The sequence below is a fragment of the Streptomyces triticisoli genome (assembly GCF_003270085.1).
Classification (GTDB): Bacteria; Actinomycetota; Actinomycetes; order Streptomycetales; family Streptomycetaceae; genus Streptomyces; species Streptomyces triticisoli.
In genome coordinates this window covers 1-21,553 of record NZ_QFDQ01000073.1, presented here as the reverse complement: position 1 = coordinate 21,553, position 21,553 = coordinate 1, and the positions used below count along the sequence as shown (strand labels likewise).

The 21,553-nt window shown below is 73.3% G+C and carries 19 protein-coding genes and 2 pseudogenes; 10 read left to right on the top strand and 11 right to left on the bottom strand.

Annotated features, from left to right (window positions below; genetic code table 11):
• Positions 1–98: 98 nt before the first annotated feature.
• Positions 99–614: an ATP-binding protein gene (locus DEP02_RS13260; RefSeq protein ID WP_112467527.1), complete on the top strand. Its 516-nt coding sequence runs from the start codon at positions 99–101 to the stop codon at positions 612–614.
• A 57-nt stretch (positions 615–671) separates the two neighbouring features.
• Here DEP02_RS13260 and DEP02_RS13255 read toward each other — a convergent pair whose 3' ends face one another.
• Both DEP02_RS13255 and DEP02_RS13250 read right to left on the bottom strand, forming a co-directional pair.
• A complete protein-coding gene (locus DEP02_RS13255; RefSeq protein WP_112467526.1) occupies positions 672–1,910 on the bottom strand; it encodes an ROK family protein in 1,239 nt (412 codons plus the stop codon).
• Positions 1,911–1,958: 48 nt separating this feature from the next.
• Positions 1,959–2,609, bottom strand: a complete 651-nt coding sequence (locus tag DEP02_RS13250; protein WP_112467525.1) for an alpha-ketoglutarate-dependent dioxygenase AlkB family protein — start codon at positions 2,607–2,609, stop codon at positions 1,959–1,961.
• Between the two features lie 68 nt (positions 2,610–2,677).
• On the opposite strand from DEP02_RS13250, the gene DEP02_RS13245 reads away from it, so the two are divergent.
• Positions 2,678–3,811, top strand: a complete 1,134-nt coding sequence (locus DEP02_RS13245) for a methyltransferase (RefSeq protein ID WP_112467524.1) — start codon at positions 2,678–2,680, stop codon at positions 3,809–3,811.
• On the opposite strand, the gene DEP02_RS13240 is transcribed toward DEP02_RS13245, so the two are convergent.
• Positions 3,801–4,673: a ketose-bisphosphate aldolase gene (locus DEP02_RS13240; RefSeq protein ID WP_112467523.1), complete on the bottom strand. Its 873-nt coding sequence runs from the start codon at positions 4,671–4,673 to the stop codon at positions 3,801–3,803. The two genes, DEP02_RS13245 and DEP02_RS13240, sit on opposite strands and share 11 nt — an antisense overlap.
• 25 nt (positions 4,674–4,698) lie before the next feature.
• Positions 4,699–5,580 (bottom strand): SIS domain-containing protein, encoded by an 882-nt coding sequence (locus DEP02_RS13235; RefSeq protein ID WP_112467522.1) that lies wholly within the window; start codon positions 5,578–5,580, stop codon positions 4,699–4,701.
• A gap of 117 nt (positions 5,581–5,697) precedes the next feature.
• Here DEP02_RS13235 and DEP02_RS13230 point away from each other — a divergent pair.
• Positions 5,698–6,399: pseudogene (locus DEP02_RS13230) on the top strand (DeoR/GlpR family DNA-binding transcription regulator); the annotation flags it as partial.
• 19 nt (positions 6,400–6,418) lie between these two features.
• Here the strand turns inward: DEP02_RS13230 and DEP02_RS13225 are convergent.
• Positions 6,419–6,799: a luciferase domain-containing protein gene (locus DEP02_RS13225; protein WP_112467521.1), complete on the bottom strand. Its 381-nt coding sequence runs from the start codon at positions 6,797–6,799 to the stop codon at positions 6,419–6,421.
• A gap of 240 nt (positions 6,800–7,039) precedes the next feature.
• Between DEP02_RS13225 and DEP02_RS13220 the strand changes: the two genes are divergently transcribed.
• From DEP02_RS13220 to DEP02_RS13210, 3 genes are all read left to right on the top strand, one after another.
• Entirely contained in the window at positions 7,040–7,612 is a 573-nt protein-coding gene (locus DEP02_RS13220) for an Rv1733c family protein (RefSeq protein ID WP_232839083.1), read from the top strand.
• 43 nt (positions 7,613–7,655) lie between these two features.
• On the top strand, positions 7,656–7,889 hold the full coding sequence (locus tag DEP02_RS13215; RefSeq protein ID WP_112467519.1) for a hypothetical protein: 234 nt from the start codon (positions 7,656–7,658) through the stop codon (positions 7,887–7,889).
• A 111-nt stretch (positions 7,890–8,000) separates the two neighbouring features.
• The gene (locus DEP02_RS13210; protein WP_112467518.1) at positions 8,001–9,164 is read left to right on the top strand and encodes an MFS transporter; all 1,164 of its coding nucleotides are present in this window, start codon (positions 8,001–8,003) and stop codon (positions 9,162–9,164) included.
• A gap of 45 nt (positions 9,165–9,209) precedes the next feature.
• Here the strand turns inward: DEP02_RS13210 and DEP02_RS13205 are convergent, their stop codons facing one another.
• Complete coding sequence (locus DEP02_RS13205) at positions 9,210–11,717, bottom strand: ATP-dependent Clp protease ATP-binding subunit (protein WP_112467517.1); 2,508 nt, start codon at positions 11,715–11,717, stop codon at positions 9,210–9,212.
• A 142-nt stretch (positions 11,718–11,859) separates the two neighbouring features.
• Complete coding sequence (locus DEP02_RS13200) at positions 11,860–12,570, bottom strand: TetR/AcrR family transcriptional regulator (protein ID WP_112467516.1); 711 nt, start codon at positions 12,568–12,570, stop codon at positions 11,860–11,862.
• Positions 12,571–12,759: 189 nt separating this feature from the next.
• Here DEP02_RS13200 and DEP02_RS13195 point away from each other — a divergent pair, with 189 nt between their 5' ends.
• A complete protein-coding gene (locus DEP02_RS13195; protein WP_112467561.1) occupies positions 12,760–13,176 on the top strand; it encodes a nitroreductase family deazaflavin-dependent oxidoreductase in 417 nt (138 codons plus the stop codon).
• On the opposite strand, the gene DEP02_RS13190 is transcribed toward DEP02_RS13195, so the two are convergent.
• Complete coding sequence (locus DEP02_RS13190) at positions 13,166–14,422, bottom strand: geranylgeranyl reductase family protein (protein WP_112467515.1); 1,257 nt, start codon at positions 14,420–14,422, stop codon at positions 13,166–13,168. The genes DEP02_RS13195 and DEP02_RS13190 overlap by 11 nt on opposite strands.
• A 215-nt stretch (positions 14,423–14,637) precedes the next feature.
• On the opposite strand from DEP02_RS13190, the gene DEP02_RS13185 reads away from it, so the two are divergent.
• Positions 14,638–15,993, top strand: a complete 1,356-nt coding sequence (locus DEP02_RS13185; RefSeq protein ID WP_112467514.1) for a dipeptidase — start codon at positions 14,638–14,640, stop codon at positions 15,991–15,993.
• A gap of 84 nt (positions 15,994–16,077) precedes the next feature.
• Positions 16,078–17,130, top strand: a complete 1,053-nt coding sequence (locus tag DEP02_RS13180; protein WP_112467513.1) for a protein kinase family protein — start codon at positions 16,078–16,080, stop codon at positions 17,128–17,130.
• Here DEP02_RS13180 and DEP02_RS13175 read toward each other — a convergent pair.
• Positions 17,103–18,170 (bottom strand): ABC transporter ATP-binding protein, encoded by a 1,068-nt coding sequence (locus DEP02_RS13175; RefSeq protein WP_112467512.1) that lies wholly within the window; start codon positions 18,168–18,170, stop codon positions 17,103–17,105. The two genes, DEP02_RS13180 and DEP02_RS13175, sit on opposite strands and share 28 nt — an antisense overlap.
• Positions 18,167–18,478, bottom strand: coding sequence for an oligopeptide/dipeptide ABC transporter ATP-binding protein (locus tag DEP02_RS13170; RefSeq protein WP_269809360.1), 312 nt, complete (start codon positions 18,476–18,478; stop codon positions 18,167–18,169). The genes DEP02_RS13175 and DEP02_RS13170 overlap by 4 nt, the downstream gene beginning before the upstream one ends.
• Positions 18,479–18,573: 95 nt before the next feature.
• Between DEP02_RS13170 and DEP02_RS13165 the strand changes: the two are divergent.
• Positions 18,574–20,250, top strand: a pseudogene (locus DEP02_RS13165) (nuclease/transposase family protein).
• 147 nt (positions 20,251–20,397) lie between these two features.
• Here DEP02_RS13165 and DEP02_RS13160 read toward each other — a convergent pair.
• Positions 20,398–21,438 (bottom strand): NUDIX hydrolase, encoded by a 1,041-nt coding sequence (locus DEP02_RS13160; RefSeq protein WP_112467511.1) that lies wholly within the window; start codon positions 21,436–21,438, stop codon positions 20,398–20,400.
• Positions 21,439–21,553 lie beyond the last annotated feature (115 nt).

The following is a 21,553-nucleotide window of genomic DNA, read 5'->3' as shown; positions in this document are numbered from 1 at the left end:
CCCGCCGGCCACGGCAGCAGGCGGCGGTGTCACGCAGGCGTCCTGCTGCATCCGAAACGTCGTGTTCTTCCGGACCTCAACGTCGGGGAGTCGCAGCCGTGATCAGTCACCCAAGCAGGCACTGCACGGTGGAGCTCCAAGCCCTGCCGTCGCGGATCGGCCAGGTCCGCAGAATCGTATCGGCGCACTTGCGCTACTGGCATCTTGACCCTCTGATCGACCGGGCCGCGCTCGGTGTGACGGAGCTGTTGACCAACGTCCACCAGCACGCCCAGCCGGACAAGCTGTGCACCGTCGAGCTCGAGCTGCTGCTCGACCGGCTCACGGTCTCCGTGCGCGACCACGACCCGCGTCTTCCCGTGGTGGAGGACATGGGCGAGATCGCGCCGCTGGCCACCGGAGGCCGGGGGCTGGCGATGGTGGCCGCGGTGAGCGAGAGCTGGGGCGCGCGTCCCGACGGCGAGCAGGGCAAGGTCGTCTGGTTCACCCTGCCGACCTCCGCCCCCTCGGTCGCGGTACCGGCCCGGGTACCGGCCCTGGTGACCGCGGAGCAACCCGCGCGCCGCTTCGCCGGCCCCGTGCTCAACGGCACCCGTTCCGCCGTCGCCGGCTGACCGGGCGGGGCGCGGTGTTCACAGCGCACCGTCCCTCGCCCGTGCCGCCCGAGCTGCTCAGGCCGGCACTGTCAGCGGGTCGTCCAGGACCGGCTGCCAGGCCAGTTCCGCCGCGCCGACCAGACTGTTGTGGGCGAGGGCGCAGGGGAGGATGGGGACGCCGCCGCTCTGGCCCCACAGGCTGCGGTCGGCGACGACGGCGCGCAGGCGGTCGGGGGCGGCGTCGAGGAGGGTGCCATGGAGGCCGCCGAGGATGATGCGGTCGGGGTTGAGGATGTTCACCAGGCCGGCCAGGCCCAGGCCGAGGCGGTCGACGAGGGCTTCGACGGCCGTGCGGACGGCCGGGTCGTCGTAGTGGTGGCGGATCAGGTCGTCGGCCTGCTGCAGCAGTGAGACCTCGGGGCCCGGCTCGCGGCCGGCGGCGGTGAGGAGGGCCAGTGGGTCCGCCTCGACGTCGAGGCAGCCGCGGCTGCCGCAGTGGCAGGGGCGGCCCTCGGGGTTGACGGTGAGGTGGCCGACCTCGAGCGCCAGGCCCGCGCTGCCCGAGTGCAGCCGCCCGTCCAGCACCAGCGCGCCGCCCACGCCCCGGTGTCCGGTCGCCACGCACAGCAGGTCGCGGGCGCCGCGGCCGGCGCCGTGCCGGTGCTCGGCGAGCGCGGCGAGGTTGATGTCGTTGGCGGCGAACGCCGGTCCGGTGATGCCCGCCGCGCGCACGCACTCCGCGAAGAGCCGGCGCACCGGCGCGCCCGGGGGCCAGGCCAGGTGGAGCGGGTTCAGGGCCAGCCCCTCCGGTTCGGCGACCGCGGAGGGCACGGCGAGCCCGGCGCCGACGCAGCGCCGGCCGGTCGTGCGCAGCAGCTCCGCGCCGGCCTCGACGACGGACCCGAGCACCTTGGCCGGGTCGGGGTCGACGCTCTCGCAGCCGGGGGCGGTCGCCACGATACGGCCGCCCAGGCCCACCAGGGCGGCACGGAAGCCGTCGGCGTGCACCTGCGCGGCGAGGGCGACGGGCCCGTCCTCGGCGACCGAGAGACGGTGCGAGGGGCGGCCCTGGGAGCCGGCCGCCGCGCCCGGCCGGGCGTCCACCCGGATCAGGCCCAGCGCCTCCAGTTCGGCGGCCACCGCACCGGCCGTCGCCCGGGTCACCCCCAGCTCGGCGGTGAGGACCGCGCGGGTCGGGGCGCGTCCGGTGTGCACGAGTTCCAGCGCGGGCCCGAGCGCACCGCGCCCCCGGTCCAGCCGCGTCCTCGAGGTGCTCCCTTCCCCCGCCGCCCGGGGGCCCGCCTTGCCGCTCATGAGGGCGAGTCTCCCATGATCCGCACCTGTGGTGACCAGCGGCGCGGTCTACAGGCCGCTCACCCTCAGGGTGACGTTCAGCCGCCCCGTCAGGCCCAACTCCGATGGGGCGGTGCCCGGATGGATCCGTGGTACGCCGTGATGGGCCAGGCGGGAGGGGCCGCCGAAGACGAACAGGTCACCGCCGCGCAGTTCGACGTCGGTCCAGGGCCGGGTACGGGTCCCGGTGTTGCCGAAGCGGAACACGCAGGTGTCGCCGAGGCTCAGCGACACCACCGGCGCGCCGGACTTCTCGTCGCTGTCGCGGTGCATGCCCATGCGCGCGTCGGCGTCATAGAAGTTGATCAGCGCGATGTCGTACGCCGCCTCCGTGACCGCCTCGGGCCCCAGGGCGTCCGCCACCGCCGCGCGTCCCAGTTCGCCCAGCCAGGCGGGGAACGGCTTGACCGGGGCGCCGTCGCCGTCGACGGCCGTGCGGGCGTAGCCGTACGGGTACCAGTGCAGGCCCAGGCAGACCTGCCGCGCGGTCATCGTCCCGCCGCCCGGGGTGCGCACCGTGCGCAGGCCGGCGGGCGGGCGGGCCCACTCGCGGCAGGCGGCGAGCAGCTCGCGCTGGCGTGCCGGCTCCAGCCAGTCCGGTACGTGCACCGCTCCCGGGGCGACCTGTGTACGGCTCCGGGGGAACAGCTCGGCGTCCATGTCTCCCCTCCTGCCGCAGCGGCCGTGAGCTGCGGCTCGGCTAGCCTTGACGGGCGATGAACCAGCGTATGACAACTCCCTGGGGCGAGCCGGTGCTCGCCCGGTTTCCCGAGGATCCACGTGACCGGCTGCGGGCCTGGGACGCCTCCGACGAGTATCTGCTGCGGCATCTCGACGAGCAGGGGGTGGACCTGTCCGGGACCGTCGTGGTCGTGGGCGACCGGTGGGGTGCCCTGGTCACGGCGCTGACGGCGCACCGGCCGGTGCAGATCACCGACTCGTTCCTCGGGCAGGAGGCGACCCGTGCGAACCTCGCCCGCAACGGCGCCGGGCCCGGCGCGGTACGCCTGCTCACCACGCAGGACCCGCCGCCCGACCGCATCGACGTGCTGCTGGTACGGGTGCCCAAGAGCCTCGCCCTGCTGGAGGACCAGCTGCTGCGCCTGGCGCCCTGCCTGCACGAGGGCACGGTCGTCGTCGGCACCGGGATGGTGAAGGAGATCCACACCTCGACGCTGACGCTGTTCGAGCGGATCCTCGGCCCGACCAGGACCTCGCTCGCCCGGCGCAAGGCCCGGCTGATCCTCTGCACCCCGGACCCCGCCCTGGAGCGGCCCGCCAATCCGTGGCCGTACAGCTACACGCTGCCCGACGGCATCGGCGCGGCGTCCGGCCGGAGGGTCGTCAACCACGCGGGGGTCTTCTGCGCCGACCGCCTCGACATCGGCACCCGCTTCTTCCTGCGGCACCTCCCCGACGGCCGGGGCGCCCGCCGGGTGGTGGACCTGGGCTGCGGCAACGGTGTCGTCGGTACGGCGCTGGCGCTGGCGAACCCGGACGCGGAGGTGCTGTTCACGGACGAGTCGTTCCAGGCCGTGGCCTCGGCGGAGGCGACGTACAGGGAGAACGGCGTGCCCGGGCACGCCGAGTTCCGGGTCGGCGACGGGCTGGCCGGGGTGCCGGCCGGCAGCGTGGACCTGGTGCTCAACAACCCGCCGTTCCACTCGCACCAGGCGACGACGGACACGACGGCCTGGCGCATGTTCACCGGGGCGCGGCGCGCGCTGCGCCCCGGCGGCGAGCTGTGGGTGATCGGCAACCGGCACCTGGGCTACCACGTCAAGCTGCGCCGGGTGTTCGGCAACAGCCGGCTCGTCGCGAGCGACCCGAAGTTCGTGGTGCTGAAGGCCGTCAGGAGGTAGCCGTCGTACGGGGCGTGCCGATCAGGCCGATGAGCCGCCGCACCTCCCCCACCATCGCCTCCCGCCCCACGCCGAGGTACGTGCGGGAGTCGACCGCCCGGGGGTGGGCGGCGAGGAAGTCGCGGATCGCTCCGGTCATCGCGATGTTGAGGGCGGTGCCGACGTTGACCTTGGTGATGCCGGCGGTGACGGCGGCGGTCAGTTCGCCGTCGGGCACGCCGGAGGAACCGTGCAGGACGAGGGGTACGTCCAGTGCCCCGGCGAGGCGCTTGAGGAGGTCGTGGTCGAGGGCCGCGGTGCGCTCGGTCATGGCGTGGGTGTTGCCGACGGCCACGGCCAGGGCGTCCACCCCGGAGCCGGTGACGAACGCGTGCGCCTCCGCGGGGTCGGTACGTGCGCCGGGGGCGTGGGCGTCCAGCGGCGGCGCGCCGTTCTTGCCTCCGACCTCGCCCAGCTCGGCCTCGATCCACAGCCCTCGGGCGTGTGCCCAGGCGGCGGCGGCGCTGGTCGCGGCGAGGTTCTCCGCGTACGGCAGCCGGGAGGCGTCGTACATCACGGAGCTGAAGCCCGCGTCGGGCGCCTGACGCAGCAGGTCGTCGCTCCGCACGTGGTCGAGGTGCAACGCGACGGGCACGGTGGCCCGTTCGGCCGCGGCGGTGGCCGCCCGGGCGAGCGGCAGCAGCCGTCCGTGGCGGAACTTGACCGCGTTCTCGCTGACCTGCAGGACGACGGGCGCGCCGGCCGCCTCGGCGCCGGCGACGACGGCCTCGACGTGTTCCAGCGTGATGATGTTGAAGGCGACGACGGCGGAACGCGCGGCGGCGGCGCGGGCGACCAGCTCGCCGGTGGCTGCAAGCGGCACGGCCTGTCCTGACCTTTCCGGGGGGTTACGGCGCGAGGATCACCGAGCGGGTGAGGTGGCGGGGGCGGTCCGGGTCCAGGCCGCGGGCCCGGGCGACGGCGACCGCGAGGCGCTGGGCGCGGATCAGTTCGGCGAGCGGGTCGAGTTCGCTCTCGATCCACGACCCGCCCGTGGCCCGGACCTGTTCGGCCAGTCCCTGCGGGGCGCTGCCGAGCATCCAGGTGGCCGTGCCCCCGGTGGTGATGCTGATGGGGCCGTGGCGGTACTCCATCGCCGGATAGGCCTCGGTCCAGGACAGTGATGCCTCGCGCATCTTCAGCGCGGCCTCGTTGGCGAGGCCGACGGTCCAGCCCCGGCCCAGGAAGGTGAACTGCGTGCGGTCGACGAGCCCTTCGGGCAGCGGAGCGGACAGCGCCGTGCCGGCGTCGACGACGACGTCGTCGCCGTGCAGTCCGAGGTGGGCGCGCAGCAGGGTGAGGGCGGTGGTCGCGAACCGGGTCTGCACCACCGAGCGTTCGTCGGCGAAGTCGAGTACGACGGCCTCGTCGGCGGCGTCCATGACGGGGGCCCCGGGGTCGGCGGTGACGGCCGTGGTGGGTGTGCGTCCTTTCAGCTCCGTGAGCACTTCGAGCACTTCGGTGGTGGTGCCGGAGCGGGTGAGGGCGAGGACCCGGTCGTAGGAGCGGCCGTGGGGGAACTCGGACGCGGCGAAGGCGTCGGTCTCCCCCTGCCCCGAGCCCTCGCGCAGCACGGCGGCGGCCTGGGCCATGAAGTACGACGTGCCGCAGCCGACGATCGCGACCCGCTCCCCCTGCGCGGGCAGCGCCCGGCCGTGGGCGGCGGCGTCGCCCGCGACGCGGGCCCAGCACTCGGGCTGGCTGGTCAGTTCGTCCTCGGCGTGGCTCATGACCCGTCCTCCCGCGTCTGCTTGTTCTTGCAGGACAGTGCCACCTTCCGAGCATCTTCAATCATCCGGCCGGGTGCCGGGTGCGCCAGGGTCGCGGGGGGTCGGGAGACGGAGGCCGAGCCGCGGGTGTCGGCCGCGACGATCCGGCGGGACTTCGACCGGCTCGCCGAGCAGCAGGTGCTCGTCCGCACCCGGGGCGGCGCGGTCGTGCACGGTGTCTCCTACGAGTTGCCGCTGCGCTACAGGACGGCCCGGCACGCCTCCGAGAAGCAGCGGATCGCTAAGGCGGTCGCGGACCTCGTGGTGCCCGGCGAGGCGGTGGGGCTGACGGCCGGCGGCACCACCACCACGGAGGTGGCCCGCGTCCTGGCGGTGCGCGGCGACCTCGTCTCCGGTTCACCCGCGCTGACCGCGGTGACCAACGCGCTCAACATCGCCAACGAGCTCGCCGTACGGCCCCAGTTCAAGATCGTGCCGACCGGCGGGGTCGCGCGTCCGCAGTCGTACGAGCTGGTCGGCCCGCCGGCGGACGGGGTGCTGAGCCAGATCACGCTCGACGTGGCGGTGCTCGGGGTGGTCGCCCTCGACGTCACGCACGGCGCGGCGGCCCACGACGAGGCCGAGGCCGCCGTCAACCGGCTGCTGTTCGAGCGCGCCGAACGCGTCGTCGTGGCCGCCGACTCCAGCAAGCCGGACCGGCGTGCCTTCGCCCGCATCTGCCCGGCCGAGTCGGTGGACACGCTGGTCACGGACACGGCGGCGGGGCAGGAGACGGTGCGCCGGTTCGAGGAGGCGGGGGTGCGGGTCCTCACCGTCTGACGGTGCCCGTCGTGTGTCGTCAGGTGCGCAGGAAGCCCACGCCGCGGCCGTCGTTGCAGCCGCGGGAGGCGGGCCGGCCGTCGTCCTGCGGGCCCTGGTGGGCCTGGAGCGCGACGCTCATCAGGCTCACGAGGAGATCCACGTCGGCCGAGGCGTCGAGGCGGAGCGTCACCCAGGGGGAGTCCGGCACGACGCGGACCGCGGCGAAGCGCCGCAGGTCGCCCGCCAGGCGTCGGACGGCCGGGGCGGTCAGGTGGAGGTCGACGTCCCGGCCGGAGTGGAAGTGCGCGATCTCGCCCCGGGCCGAGCTGAGCGCCTGCCCGGTGCCGCAACTCGGCACCGCCTCCGTCAGATCGGGCCAGGTGACCAGGTGGGCAAGGGCGCGCGCGGCGAGCGTCATGGCCTCATCATGGCGCGCTCACCGCACGGCAACCGACGCGTACGCAAGCCTTGACCGATCCGTGTCCGAAGAGGGCGCGACACCGGGGTGGCAGGAAGGAGCGGGCGCGCGGGCGTACGCCCCTGCTCGTGACCGCCTGAAGGGCCTCGGCTTCCCTTCTCCGTGCTTCCGGGAGCCTCTGATCGCTTCTGGGGGCACACTGGAGGGAGGGCCATCGGTGCTCACGAGGGGGTGTCGAAGGTGACACGTCGTGCGGGAGTGTGGCTGTGGCGGTGGCGGCGGAATCCGCTCAAGCGGACCAGTGACGCCGTGGAGGCGTGGATCCTGCTCGCCGCCTGGGTTCTCGCCGTGGTCGGCGGTGTGCTGGCGGGAGTGCTGACGGCGGGCGCGATGCAGCGGAGCGCGGACCGGCTCCGCGCCGAGACCCGCCCGTTGCCCGCCGTGCTGACCCAGGACGCGACCCACGGGGCGGCCCGGCCGACGAGTGGCGCCCTGATGTGGGCGACGGTCCGCTGGACGGATCCGGACGGCTCGGTGCACACGGGCCGGACCAGGGTCCCGGCCTCCGCGACGCCCGGCACCCACGTCACGGTGTGGACGAGCGGGCACGGCGTCCTGACCTCCCCGCCCGCCTCGCGGGCCGACAGCGCGTTCCAGTCGACCCTGGGCGGCCTGTGGGCGGGCACGGCAGCCACGGGCGTGGTCATCGGCGGCGCCAAGCTGGTACGGACCCGGCTCGACCGTCGCCGCTTCGACCAGTGGGACGAGGAGTGGGCGCGCGTGGACACGCCCTGGGGCTGGAAGACCGGCTGACGACGGCTCCGGACCCCGCCCCCGAGGCCGGGCGCCTTGCACTTTGAGCCCGAACGACCCGGCGGGCGGCACCAGCCTGCCCGGTACCGGCCTGCCCGGTACCGGCGATCAGCGGAAGAGTGCCCGTGCCCGGCCGGCGTTCCCTCACCGGGGCGAGAAGCTCGCGCAGGCCCGCGGGCCCGGCGGCATCGGCCTGGCCGGGGACGTGTCCCGGGTCCGCTTCAACTTCGTCAACGGCATCACGTCAACGGCATCAAGCGGCTCCCGGTGGAGGTGACGCTCGCCCGACGCACATACCGCACCGGGGCGGGCTGTCGCTCGCCCCGGTGCGGACGCTTGCTAGCCTGATTTTGTGCCGCTCATAAACAAAACCCGTCCGCACACTGCCGTGCGGGACGACTCCCTCACCCGTCTCCGTATCGTCCTCACGACCTTCTTCGCCCTCGACGGCTTCGTCTTCGCCGGCTGGGTGGTCCGCATCCCCGCGATCAAGCAGCAGACCAACGCCTCGGCCGGCGACCTGGGCCTCGCCCTCCTCGGCGTCTCCGCCGGCGCGGTGGTCACGATGGCCCTGACCGGCCGTCTGTGCCGCCGCTACGGCAGCCACCGGATCACCGTCGTGTACGCCGTGCTGCTCTCCCTCAGCATCGCCCTGCCCCCGCTCACCCACTCCGTCCTGGCCCTCGGCGCGGTCCTGCTGGTCTTCGGAGCGGCGTACGGCGGCATCAGCGTCGCCTTCAACAGCGCGGCCGTGGACCTGGTGGCCGCGCTGCGCCGGCCGATCATGCCGAGCTTCCACGCCGCCTTCAGCCTCGGCGCCATGGTGGGCGCGGGCCTGGGCGGGCTCGTGGCCGCGCACCTGTCCCCCACCCGCCACCTGCTCGGCCTCACCGTGATCGGCCTGCTCGTCACCGCCCTCGCCGGCCCCACCCTGCTGCGGCACGAACCCCCGGTGCCGACGGAGCGCGTACGACCCGAGGAGGACCGCCCACAGCGCCTCGACCGGCGTACCCGGGGACTCGTCCTGGTCCTGGGCCTGATCGCCCTGTGCACGGCGTACGGCGAAGGGGCCATGGCCGACTGGGGCGCGCTGCACTTCCAGCAGGACCTGGGCGCCTCTCCGGGCACGGCGGCGGCCGGCTACTCCTGCTTCGCCCTGGCGATGACCCTCGGGCGGCTGAGCGGTACGACCCTGCTGGAGCGGCTGGGCCGTACCCGTACGGTCGTGGCCGGCGGCGCGGTCGCCGCGGTCGGCATGCTGCTCGGCTCGCTCGCGCCGTCGGTGTGGGCGGCGCTGCTCGGCTTCGCCGTCACCGGGCTGGGGCTCGCCAACCTCTTCCCGGTGGCCGTGGAGCGGGCCGGTGCGCTGGCCGGTCCGAGCGGGGTCGCGACCGCCTCCACCCTCGGTTACGGCGGCATGCTGCTCGGGCCGCCGGCGATCGGCTTCATGGCCGACTGGATCTCCCTGCCGGCCGCGCTCACCAGCGTCGCCGTGCTGGCCGCCGGCGCCGCCGTGATCGCCTTCGCGATCCGGCGGTCGGCGTACGAGTGACGGGCGGCCGGCGGGCCGGGCACCCGGACGGCACGGGGCGTGCGGTCAGGCGGCCGGGGCGGCTTGCGGGTGCTCGACCCGGCAGACCAGGGCGTCCTTGTCGACGTCCGCCACGATCGTGTCACCGGGATCGGCCGAGTCGCTCAGCAGCAGGGAGGCGATGCGGTTGTCCAGCTCGGTCTGGATGGTGCGGCGCAGCGGGCGGGCCCCGAACTCGGGCTGGTGGCCGTGGGCGACCAGCAGCTTCTTCGCGGCGTCGGTGACCTCCAGCTCCAGGCCCTGGGCGCGCACCCGGCGGCGGCTGTGGTCCAGCAGCAGCTCCACGATCCGGCCGAGGTCGTCCTCGCTCAGGCCGTGGAAGACGATGATGTCGTCGATGCGGTTGAGGAACTCCGGCAGGAACCTGGCGCGCAGGTCCCCCATCAGCTGGTCCTTGACGGCGGAGACGTCGCCGTGGTGGGCGAGGATCCGCTGGGCGCCGATGTTGGAGGTCATGATGACCACGGTGTTGCGGAAGTCGACGGTACGGCCCTGGGCGTCGGTGAGCCGACCGTCGTCCAGGACCTGGAGCAGGGTGTTGAAGACGTCCGGGTGGGCCTTCTCCACCTCGTCGAACAGCAGCACGCTGTAGGGCTGCCGGCGGACCTTCTCGGTGAGCTGGCCGGCCTCCTCGTGGCCGACGTAGCCGGGCGGTGCGCCGACGAGCCGGGAGACGGTGTGCCTCTCCTGGAACTCGCTCATGTCGAAGCGGACCATGCGGTTCTCGTCGCCGAACAACAGCTCGGCGAGGGCCTTGGCCAGTTCGGTCTTGCCGACGCCGGTGGGGCCGAGGAAGAGGAAGGAGCCGACGGGCCGGTTCGGGTCGCTCATGCCGACCCGGCTGCGGCGCACCGCCTGCGCGATCGCGGTGACCGCCTCGTCCTGGCCGACGACCCGGGCGTGCAGGGCCTCCTCCAGTTTCAGCAGCCGCTCCTTCTCGCTCTCGGTCAGCTGGGCGACGGGGATGCCGGTGCGCCGGGACAGTACGTCGGCGATGTCGTCGACGGTCACCTCCAGGACCCCCTCGCGGCGCTCGGCCAGGCCCGCCAGTTCCGTCTCCACCTCGGCGATCCGGTCCTTGAGCTCGGAGGCCCGCTCGAAGTCCTCGGCGGCGACGGCCTGGTCCTTCTCCCGGCGCAGCTTGGCCAGCCGGTCCTCGCGCTCGACGACCTCGGTGGACCGGCCCATGGAGCGCAGGCGCACCCGTGCCCCGGCCTGGTCGAGCAGGTCGATGGCCTTGTCGGGAAGGAAACGGTCGGTGACGTACCGGTCGGAGAGTTCGGCGGCGGCAGCCAGGGCGTCGTCGCTGTAACGGACCTGGTGGTGGGCCTCGTAGGAGTCGCGCAGGCCCTCCAGGATCTGCACGGTCTCCTCGACACTGGGCTCGGGCACCATGACCGGCTGGAAGCGGCGCTCCAGGGCGGCGTCCTTCTCCACGTACCGGCGGTACTCGTCGAGGGTGGTGGCCCCGACGACGTGCAGCTCGCCGCGGGCGAGGGCCGGTTTGAGGATGTTGCCCGCGTCCATGGAGCCCTCGCCGGTGGCGCCGGCGCCGACGACGGTGTGCAGTTCGTCCAGGAACAGGATCGTCGACTCGGAGGCCGCCTTGACCTCGTCGATGACGTTCTTCAGCCGCTCCTCGAACTGGCCCCGGTACTGGGCTCCCGCCACCAGCCCGGTGAGGTCCAGGGCGATCACCCGCTTGTTCTCCAGGGTCTTCGGCACGTCCCCGGCGACGATCCGCTGGGCGAGTCCCTCCACGATCGCGGTCTTGCCGACGCCCGGCTCACCGATCAGGGCGGGGTTGTTCTTCGAGCGGCGGGAGAGGACCTCGACGGTCTGCTCGATCTCCGCGGCGCGCCCCACCACCGGGTCCAGCTTTCCGGCCCGGGCCTCCTCGGTCAGGTCACGGCCGTACTGGTCCAGGGTCGGGGTGGCGCTCGGCGTCTCTCCCCCGCCGGGCGCGGTGTCGGGGCGGGAGGCCGTGTCGGCGCTGCGGCGCAGCTGGTCGGCCTCGATGCCGTGCGCGGCGAGGACGCGTGACGCCGCCCCGCCCGGCGTGTCCAGCAGCGCGCCGAGGACGTGCTCGGGGCCGATGTACGACACTCCGGCCGCCCGGGAGTGCTCGTAGGCGCGCAGCAGCACCCGTTTGGCCGCCGGGGTCAGGCCCGGCTGTGCGGAGGGCATGCCGCTCTCACCGGGCAACGCCTCGGCGAGGTCCGCGCCGAGCCGGTCCGGGTCGGCTCCGGCCTGGGCGAGCAGGCCCCGGGCCGGCTCCACCTGGGTGCACGCCCACAGCAGGTGCTCGGTGTCCAGGTCGGAGCTGCCGTCCTCGGCCGCTCGCCCGGTGGCCTGGTTGATCAGCTCACGCGCGGACTCGGTCAGCAGCCGTCCGATCGGTACGCGCTGCACCTGCGGGGGCGAGGCGGCGGGCGTCATGCCGAAGAAGCGGTTGAGGATCTCGGAGAATGGGTCCGGGCCGCCGAAGGAGGCGCCGAAGGGTGACATCGTCATGATCGCCGTCCGGGACAGGGGAAGCGTGTCTCCCACCACCCCAACCCACCGAATGGCCCACCGCAACGCGACATACGCCGACCCGGTGTCGTACAGGGCCCGTACCGGTCGCGCGGCCGGGGGTGTCAGCCGAGCGAGGTGATCACGCCCGCTCCCCGGGGAGTCCGGGGCGCAGGCCCACTCCGTGGGCGAGCCGGACCACCGCGTGCCGGAAGAACGGCTCGCGGTCCTCCACCACCCGGTTGAACTGACCGAACAGCTCGAACCCGACCAGTCCGTACAGCTGCGCCCAGGCGGCGACGAGCGCGGCCCCCACCTCGGGCGGCAGGCCGGGCGCGAGCTCGGCGGTCATCCGCTCGGCCTCGCCGAGCAGTTCGGCGGGCAGGGGGGGCACGGTCAGCCCCCCGTGCTCGTGGGCGTCGCGCACGATGCCGATGAGGACCAGGCCGACGCGGGCCGCGGCCGGGACGGTCGTCTGCGGCGCGGTGTAGCCGGGCACGGGCGAGCCGTAGATGAGGGCGTACTCGTGCGGGTGCGCCAGCGCCCAGCCGCGCACCGCCTCGCACACGGCGGTCCAGCGCGCGAGGGGCTCGGCGACGGCCACCTCCTCCTGCGCGGACTCGGCGGCCGCGCCCAGGGAGTCGTAGGCGTCGATGATGAGCGCGGTCAGCAGGTCGTCGCGGCTGGGGAAGTACCGGTACAGCGCGGAGGACACCATGCCGAGTTCACGGGCCACGGCGCGCAGCGAGAGCTTCGCGGCGCCCTCCTTCGCGAGCTGTCTGCGCGCCTCGTCCTTGATCGCCGCGGTGATCTCCGTCCTGGCCCGGGCGCGGGCGCCTTTCACGGTGCTCATGGAGAGGAGTGTTCCACGATTTGGGAGCGGCGCACACCGAACGGAGCGGTGAACCAGAAAGAGAGCGCTGCTCTTGCATCGGATCGCCGATCCAGTGCACACTGTCCTCGAACGAGAGCACTGCTCTCCCAACCCGTGGGGGTCACCGTGTCGTCGTCACCGTCGCCGTACTACCTCAAGGGCAGCCGGATGAATGCCCGCCTCAACAGCGTCATCGGCCGGCTCGCCCGGTACGGGCTCAGCCTCGCCGGGTCCGCCGAGCTGACCGTGCGGGGCCGCAGGAGCGGCAAGCCGCAGCGCATCCCGGTCAACCCGCACACGTACGAGGGCACGCAGTACCTCGTCTCGGCCCGCGGCCACTCCCAGTGGGTCCGCAACATGCGCGCGGCCGGCGGCGGGGAGCTGCGCGTCGGGCGGAAGGTGCGGACGTTCACCGCGGTGGAACTGTCCGACGCCGAGAAGCCGCCGGTCCTGCGGACCTATCTGGAGCGGTGGGGCTGGCAGGTCGACGAGTACTTCCGGGGCGTCACGGCGAAGTCCTCCGACGAGGAGATCGCCGTGGCCGCCCCCGACCACCCGGTCTTCCGGATCACGGTCACGGACTGACCGGGTCCTCCGCGCCGGACGCGGCCGGCCGCCGGTCCAGTGCGGCCAGGGCGCGCTGGGCCATGGGGTGGGTGCGGACGAGCTCGCCGAGCGTGGTCGAGCCCCGCGTGATGTCCTTGAACGCCCTCCAAGCGGGCCTGAAGCCGGTCAGGGCGGCGTGGAAGAGTCCGGGCCGACGCGCGAACAGCGCCAGCATCCGCTTGCCGACGGCCATCTCGACGCCGAGCCCCGCCTTGATCGCGAACGCGTAGTTCAGGGTCTGGCGCCGGGCGTCCACCGCGTCGTGCGCCTCGGCGACGCGCACCGCCCACTCCCCCGCGAGCCGCCCGGACCTGAGCGCGAAGGAGATGCCCTCGCGTGTCCACGGCTCCAGGAGTCCGGCCGCGTCGCCGCACACCAGCACCCGCCCGCGCGAGAGCGGCGAGTCGTCGGCGCGACAGCGCGTCAGATGCCCGGAGGAGATGCCCGGTTCGAAGCCGGCCAGGCCCAGGCGGCCGATGAAGTCCTCCAAGTACCTCTTGGTGGCGGCGCCTTCACCACGTGCCGAGATCACGCCGACGGTCAGCGTGTCGTCCTTGGGGAACACCCAGCCGTAACTGCCGGGCAACGGGCCCCAGTCGATGAGCACCCGTCCCCGCCAGTCCTCGGCGACGGTGTCCGGCACCGGGATCTCCACCTCCAGGCCCAGGTCCACCTGATCCAGCTTCACCCCGACATGGGCCCCTATGCGGCTGGCGCTGCCGTCCGCGCCGACCACCGCGCGCGCGAGCACCGTCTCGCCGCCCTGGAGCACCACGGCGACCGTGCGCCGGTCCGGCACCGCCGAGCCGTGCTGCTCGACCCGCGAGACGGTGACGCCCGTACGCAGCTCGGCGCCGGCCTTCTGCGCGTGCTCGACGAGCTGCTGGTCGAACTCGGACCGGTTGAGCAGCCCGAACAGCATCTGCTTGGAGCGGCGGGTGCGGGTGAAACGGCCGTCCAGGGAGAAGGTCACCGCGTGCACGCGGTCCTTCAGCGGAAGCTCGAAACCGGGCGGCAGCGCGTCGCGCGAGGGGCCGATGATCCCTCCGCCGCAGGTCTTGTACCGGGGCAGTTCCGCCTTCTCCAGCAACAGCACGCGCCGCCCCGTGACCGCCGCCGCGTAGGCGGCCGAGGCACCCGCGGGTCCCGCGCCCACCACGACGACGTCCCACACCTGCCGCGCGTCGTCCCGCACGTCGTCCGCCGAAGAGTTCTCGCTGCTCACGATGGTCTACCGCTCCCGATCAACCCGGCTGCCGCTGCTGTCTGAGGCATCCTACGGCGGCCCTCGCCGCGGACCGCTGTGGGAGGATCAGCGGCGTACGTGCCCCGTACACCGGGTCGCACCTACGCTGACACGGTCATCCGCAACACAGAAGTGCTCGGACGTACCACCCCGGTACCCACGGGCGCGACGTCGCACTCACAAGGAGCGTGCCCATGTCGCCGAATCCGGTCGCCGAGACCGTCGCCTCACTGATGCCCGGGGCGCGGGCCGAACTCGCCGAACTGGTGGCCTTCAGGTCGGTGGCGGACTTCGACCAGTACCCCAGGAGCGAGAGCGAGGGAGCCGCGCACTGGATCGCCGACGCGCTGCGCGCCGAGGGCTTCACGGACGTGGCCCTGCTCGACACCCCGGACGGCACCCAGTCGGTGTACGGCCATCTGCCCGGCCCCGAGGGCGCGAAGACGGTCCTGCTCTACGCCCACTACGACGTGCAGCCGCCGCTGGACGAGGCCGGCTGGACCACCCCGCCCTTCGAGCTGACCGAGCGCGACGGCCGCTGGTACGGACGCGGCGCCGCCGACTGCAAGGGCGGCGTCATCATGCACCTGCTCGCGCTGCGTGCCCTGAAGGCCAACGGCGGCATACCGGTGAACGTCAAGGTGATCGCCGAGGGTTCGGAGGAGCAGGGCACCGGCGGCCTGGAGCGCTACGCCGAGGAGCACCCGGAGCTGCTGAAGGCCGACGCCGTCGTGATCGGCGACAGCGGCAACTTCCGGGTCGGCCTGCCCACCGTCACCGCCACCCTGCGCGGCATGACCCTGGTCCGCGTCCAGGTCGACACCCTCGAAGGCAACCTGCACTCCGGCCAGTTCGGCGGCGCCGCCCCCGACGCGCTCGCCGCGCTGATCCGCGTCCTGGACTCACTGCGCGCCGAGGACGGCTCGACGACGGTGGACGGGCTGGCGGGCGACTCGGCGTGGGAGGGCCTCCAGTACGACGAGGAGCAGTTCCGCAAGGACGCCAAGGTGCTCGACGGAGTGGAGCTGATCGGCTCCGGCACGGTCGCCGACCGCATCTGGGCCCGTCCGGCCGTCACCGTCCTCGGCATCGACTGCCCGCCGGTCGTCGGCGCCACCCCGTCCGTGCAGGCGAGCGCCCGCGCCCTGGTCAGCCTGCGGGTGCCGCCGGGCGTCGACGCGGCCGAGGCGGCCAAACTGCTCCAGGCCCATCTCGAGGCCCACACCCCGTGGGGCGCCCGGGTGCACATCGAGCAGGTCGGCCAGGGCCAGCCCTTCCGCGCCGACACCACCAGCCCGGCCTACCGGGCGATGGCCGACGCGATGGCGGTCGCCTACCCCGGCCAGGACATGCAGTACGCCGGCCAGGGCGGCTCCATCCCGCTGTGCAACACCCTCGCCGCGCTCTACCCGCAGGCCGAGATCCTCCTCATCGGCCTGAGCGAACCCGAGGCCCGGATCCACGCCGTGAACGAGAGCGTCTCCCCCGAGGAGCTGGAGCGCCTGTCGGTCACGGAGGCACTGTTCCTGCGCAACTACGCGACGGGCTGAGCCAACCGCCCCGGCGCACGGCGCGCCGGGGCGACACTTCCCGAACCGGCGGACAGGCACACGGTGTCCGGCTGAACATGAGTCATGCCTCTCTCCGCCCGCATCACCGCCCACACCGACATCGCCACCTCGCTCGCGCTCCTCGGCGACCGTGAACTCACACGGCTCCTGGCGCGTGGCGAGCCGTTCGGCACCGGGATCGGCGGCCGATCGGTACTCGTCGAGGTGGACGGCCGGCCGGTCTTCGTCAAGCACGTACGCCTGACGGACGTCGAACGGCACCCCGACAACCGGCTGTCGACGGCGAACGTCTTCGACCTGCCGCCGTACTTCCACTACGGCATCGGCAGCCCGGGGCTCGGTGCGTGGAGGGAGCTCGCCGCGCACCGGATGGCGACCAACTGGGTGCTCTCCGGCCGCTTTCCCGGCTTTCCGCTGCTGCACCACTGGCGGGTGCTGCCCGACGAGCCCGGGCCGCTGCCGGACGAACTGGCCGACGTGGAGCGGACCGTCGCCCACTGGGGCGACACCCCGCAGGTACGGGCCCGCGTCGAGGCCCTGCGCACGGCCACCGCGAGCCTGATCCTGTTCCTGGAGTACGTGCCGCACACCCTCGACGACTGGTTCGGCGCCCGGCTGCGCACGGACGCGGCGGACACCGCGTGCGACTTCGTCGTACGCGGCCTGGAGACCGTTGCCGATTTCCTGCACGAGCAGCGGCTGCTGCACCTGGACGCGCACTTCCGGAACATCCTCACCGACGGCCGGCGGCTGTACCTCACGGACTTCGGCCTCGCTCTGAGCCACCGGTTCCGGCTCACCGAGCAGGAGCAGGCCTTCTTCGACCGTCATCGCGGCTACGACCGCGCCTACACCCTCACCCACCTGGTCAACTGGCTGGCGTACAAGCTGTACGGGTACGGGCTCGAGGACCGCCGCGCCTTCGTCCGCGCCCTGGCCGAGGGAGCCCGGCCCGACGGCGTCCCGGTGGCCGCGGCCGCGCTCCTGAGCCGGCACGCGCCGCTCGCCGCGCGGCTGAACGACTTCCACGACCGCCTGCTCGAGGAGAGCAGGCTGACCCCGTACCCGCACGACGAGCTGCGGCGCCTCTACAGCAGCTCCACGCTCTCCGCGTAGTGGCAGGCCACCGGGTGGCCGGTGCCCCGGTCGGTCAGTTCCGGCACCTGCTCGACGCACGCGGTGCGCTCGCTCTCCGTGAGCTGCGCCGCGAACTTCGGGCAGCGGGTGCGGAAGCGGCAGCCGCTGGGGGGACGGACCGGGCTCGGCACGTCGCCCTGCACCACGATCCGCCTGCGGGCACGTTCCTTGCGCGGATCGGGCAGCGGGATGGCCGAGACCAGCGCCTGGGTGTAGGGGTGCGCGGGGCGGGCGAACAGGGTGGCGGACGGGGCGATCTCGACCAGGCGGCCCAGGTACATCACCGCCACCCGGCCGGCGACATGGCGCATCACGGACAGGTCGTGGGCGACGAACAGGAAGGACAGGCCCAGCTCGCTCTGCAGGTCCATCAGCAGGTTGAGCACGCCCGCCTGGATGGACACGTCCAGCGCCGAGACCGGTTCGTCCAGGACGATCACCTTCGGCCGCAGTGCCAGCGCCCGGGCGATGCCGATGCGCTGACGCTGACCGCCGGAGAACTCGTGCGCGAAGCGGTTGCCGTGCTCGGGGTTGAGGCCGACGAGACGGAGCAGTTCCCGTACCTCGTCGCCGGCCCGCGGGCCGTAGCGGCCGTGGATGCGCAGCGGTTCGGCGACGATCTCGTGCACGGAGATCCGCGGGTCGAGGGAGGCGTAGGGATCCTGGAAGACGATCTGCAGCTCGCGCCGCAGTGGCCGCATCCGGCGTCTGCTGAGCCGGGTCAGGTCCTGGCCCCGGTAGAGGACCTGACCCGAGGTGGCGGTCTCCAGGCTGAGGACCGTACGGGCGATCGTCGTCTTGCCCGAGCCGGACTCCCCCACCAGGCCCAGGGTCTCGTTCTCGTACAGGTCGAAGGAGACCCGGCACACGGCGTGCACGTCGCCCGTCCGTCGGCGGATCACGCCGCGGGACATCACCGGGAAGTGCTTGACCAGGTCGCGGACCTGCAGGACCGGTTCGCCGGTGCCGCCGTGGCCGGGCAGCGGCGGCAGGGTGGCGGTGTGCGCGGGGACGTTCACGCGGAGTCCTCCTCGGAGCGCGTCGAAGGCGGTGTGCCGGCGAAGCGTGCCAGCGCCTCGGTGTCCGCGCCGACCGCGTCGAAGACGTCCTCGGCGCCGGTGTCGACGAGTTCGTCGGCGAAGTGGCAGGCACTGAGGTGGGCGTCGTGCCCGGCCCCGCGCAGCAGCGGCTCCGAACTGTCGCACGCCTCACGGCGCATGGGGCAGCGGGGCGCGAAGGGGCAGCCGGGCGGCAGGTTCAGCAGGGAGGGCGGGGAGCCGCTGATGGGGGTGAGGCGTTCCTCCTCGCGGTCCAGGCGGGGCAGCAAAGCGACAGGAGTTCTGGTTTCGCATGCGTGACCTTTGACCGGGGGTGGTCGTTGGGTGCGGTAACGGATGGGTCGGCATCGGATGGGGGTGGGCTGTGAGCGGGCTGCGCAAGGTGGCGGCACCCTTCGTGGTGCCCAGCCCGTCCGGCGTGGCGGTCCGCGCCGGCCTCAAGGGGCTGACCGGGCAGGACGAGACGGTGCTGCGCCGGGTCGGCGCTCTGCTCGGCTCGCTGGCCTCCGGCGATCTGAAGGCCCGCTGCGCGGCGGGCCTGGAGCACGACGGCGAGCAGTGGGCACGGCGCAAGCGGGCGCTGACGGGCCAGTCTTCTGCGCGGTGGGCGGGCAGCATCACCAGGGCCACCCACGATCAGTGGGCTTTGGCCCGGCGCGGACAGCTCGCCCACCTGCAGAATCTCCAGGCAGGCATCGAGGTGATCACACGCCGGCTCGCGCAGCCCCTCGGGACCAAGGGCACCCAGGGCGCGCCGGGCGGCTACCGCTCCCGGCGGGAGTGGTTCGCCAAGGCCCGGCGGTTGCACGTGCTGCAGGACCGGCTGGCGCAGGTACGGGCCGACGTCGAGGCCGGACGGGTGCGCGTGGTACGCGGCGGCAGGAAGCTGGCGCGCGCCCGGCACCACCTTCAGGCTGCCCAGCTCACCGAGGCGCAGTGGCGGCTGCGGTGGCAGGCCGAACGGTGGTTCCTGCAGGCCGACGGCGAGTCCGGCAAGCGGTACGGCAACGAGACCATCCGCATCAGCCCCGGCGGGGAGGTGAGCATCAAGCTGCCGGCGCCGCTGGCCCACCTGGCCAACGCCCCCCACGGCCGGTACGTGCTCGCCTGCCGGGCCCGCTTCCGCCACCGGGAAGAGGAGTGGGCCGACCGCGTCGCCGCGAGCCGTGCGGTGGCCTACCGGATCCACTACGACCCGGACCGAGGCCGCTGGTATGTGACCGCCGCCTGGCAGATCCCGCCGGTGCAGGCGGTGCCGCTGGAGGCGGTTCGGGCGGGTGGGCTGGCCGGGGTGGACCTGAACGCCGACCACCTGGCCGCCTGGCGCCTGGACACCCACGGCAACCCCGTCGGCGACCCCCGCCGCTTCGACTACCGGCTGACCGGCAGCGCGGGCCACCGGGACGCCCAGGTGCGCCATGCCCTGATCCGCCTGCTGCACTGGGCGAAGCGGCACGGCCTGGCCCTGGCGATCGAGGACCTCGACTTCGCGATGGAGAAGACCCGGGAGAAGCACGGCCGCCGCAAGCGGTTCCGCAAGCTGCTCTCCGGCCTGCCCACCACGAAACTGCGGGCCCGGCTGGTGTCGATGGCCGCCGAGCTGGGCGTGCCCGTCGTCGCGGTCGATCCGGCCTACACCAGCCGCTGGGGCGCCCAGCACTGGCAAAAACCCCTCACCAGCCAGACACGCAAGCCCACGCGGCACGACGCGGCCGCCGTGGCGATCGGACGACGCGCCCTGGGACACCCGATCCGGCGTCGGACGGCACCGCCCCCACACGACCGGAGCGATCGTGCGGGGCATCGGACCGTCCAGGCCCGACCGGGCGCCCCGGGGCGTGAGGGACCCGCCCCCGCCTTCCCGGACCACGGACACGATCCGCCGGCGCCGGACGCGGAGCGAAAGCGGGCGACCAGTGTGCCCACAACCGTTCGGGGCGCACGGCTGAGCCTGTGCAACTCATGCTCAGTCTTCAGGAACGGTGTACTTCTGGTACGAGTAGTGACACAAGTCCGGGACGGTCCCGTGTTCATACCGTGACGGCGACAATTCCCCCTGGATTTCACCTCGAAATCCCCCACACCGGGCAAAATCACCGGGTGGCACGGCCGGAAGAGTAAAATTTCGGCCAACGGCGCGGAGAATAAGGGAAGTTACGAGCAGCCCCGAGGGGCTTGTGAACGGCCGTCAGCCGACCGGGACGCCCGCCTCCAGGTACACCGCCGCTCCGCGCTCGCGCGCTCGCAGCGCCCGGCGGAGCCGTTCGTAGCGGACGGGTGGGAGGAGGCCGGCGGCCTCCCGCTCGGTGACGAAGCGGCAGTCGCGCAGCTCGGGGCCGGGCAGGAGCAGGCGTTCGGCCGTCGCGGAGTCCAGCCGGCCGCCGTCGAAGAGGAAGCGCAGGCCGCCGAAGCCGGGGGGCGCGGGCGGCTCCCAGTCGACGACGAGCAGGCGGGGCACGTCGTCCAGCCGTATCCCGGTCTCCTCGGCGACCTCGCGCATCCCCGCGCGGGCCGGGGCCTCGCCGGGTTCGACAACGCCGCCGGGGAACTCCCAGCCGGGCTTGTAGGTGGGGTCGACGAGCAGCACCCGGTCCTGCTCGTCGAAGAGGAGCACTCCGGAGGCGACCGTCTCGCCGGTGGGCTCGGGGGTCTGCACGATGTCGCAGACGGGCACGGCACCGTTGCTGACGGCCTCGGCGATCCGGACGGCGGTCTCGTACGGGGTGAGGGCGCTGGTGTCGACGGGGTGGGCGTCAGCGGTGAGCCAGGAGGCGAGGGCGGCGTGGTAGGGCTCGATGTGGTCGTAGGCCCACTGCCGTACGCGCATCTCGCCGTCGGGAAGGCCGGGCGGGACCTCGCGGCCGGCTATCCGCTCCCGCAGGATCGTTTCCGCCGGGGTGAGGAGGATGTGCCGGACGGTGATGCGGCGGGCGGCGAGGCCGCCGAAGATCTCGTCGCGGTACTCCTGACGCAGCAGGGTCATGGGGACCACGAGGGTTCCGCCCAGTTCGGCGAGCATCGCGGCGGCCGTGTCGATCACCAGGCGCCGCCAGATCGGCAGGTCCTGGTAGTCACCGACCTCGGCGAGGTGTTTGGGCGGCAGCAGGTGCGCGAGCGCGCTGCCGATGACCTCGGGGTCGAAGAGCGTGCTGTTGGGGATCAGCTCGATCAGTTCCCGTGCGGTGGTGGTCTTTCCCGCACCGAAAGCGCCGTTGACCCAGACGATCACAAGTCCCCCTCTTCTGTTGGCCCCCTGTGGCTTGCCCGCTCCACCCTGCCACGGAAACCAGCCCCGGCTGAGGAATCCCACAGGACGGCGCCGGCACCCCGCGAGGGGGTGCCGG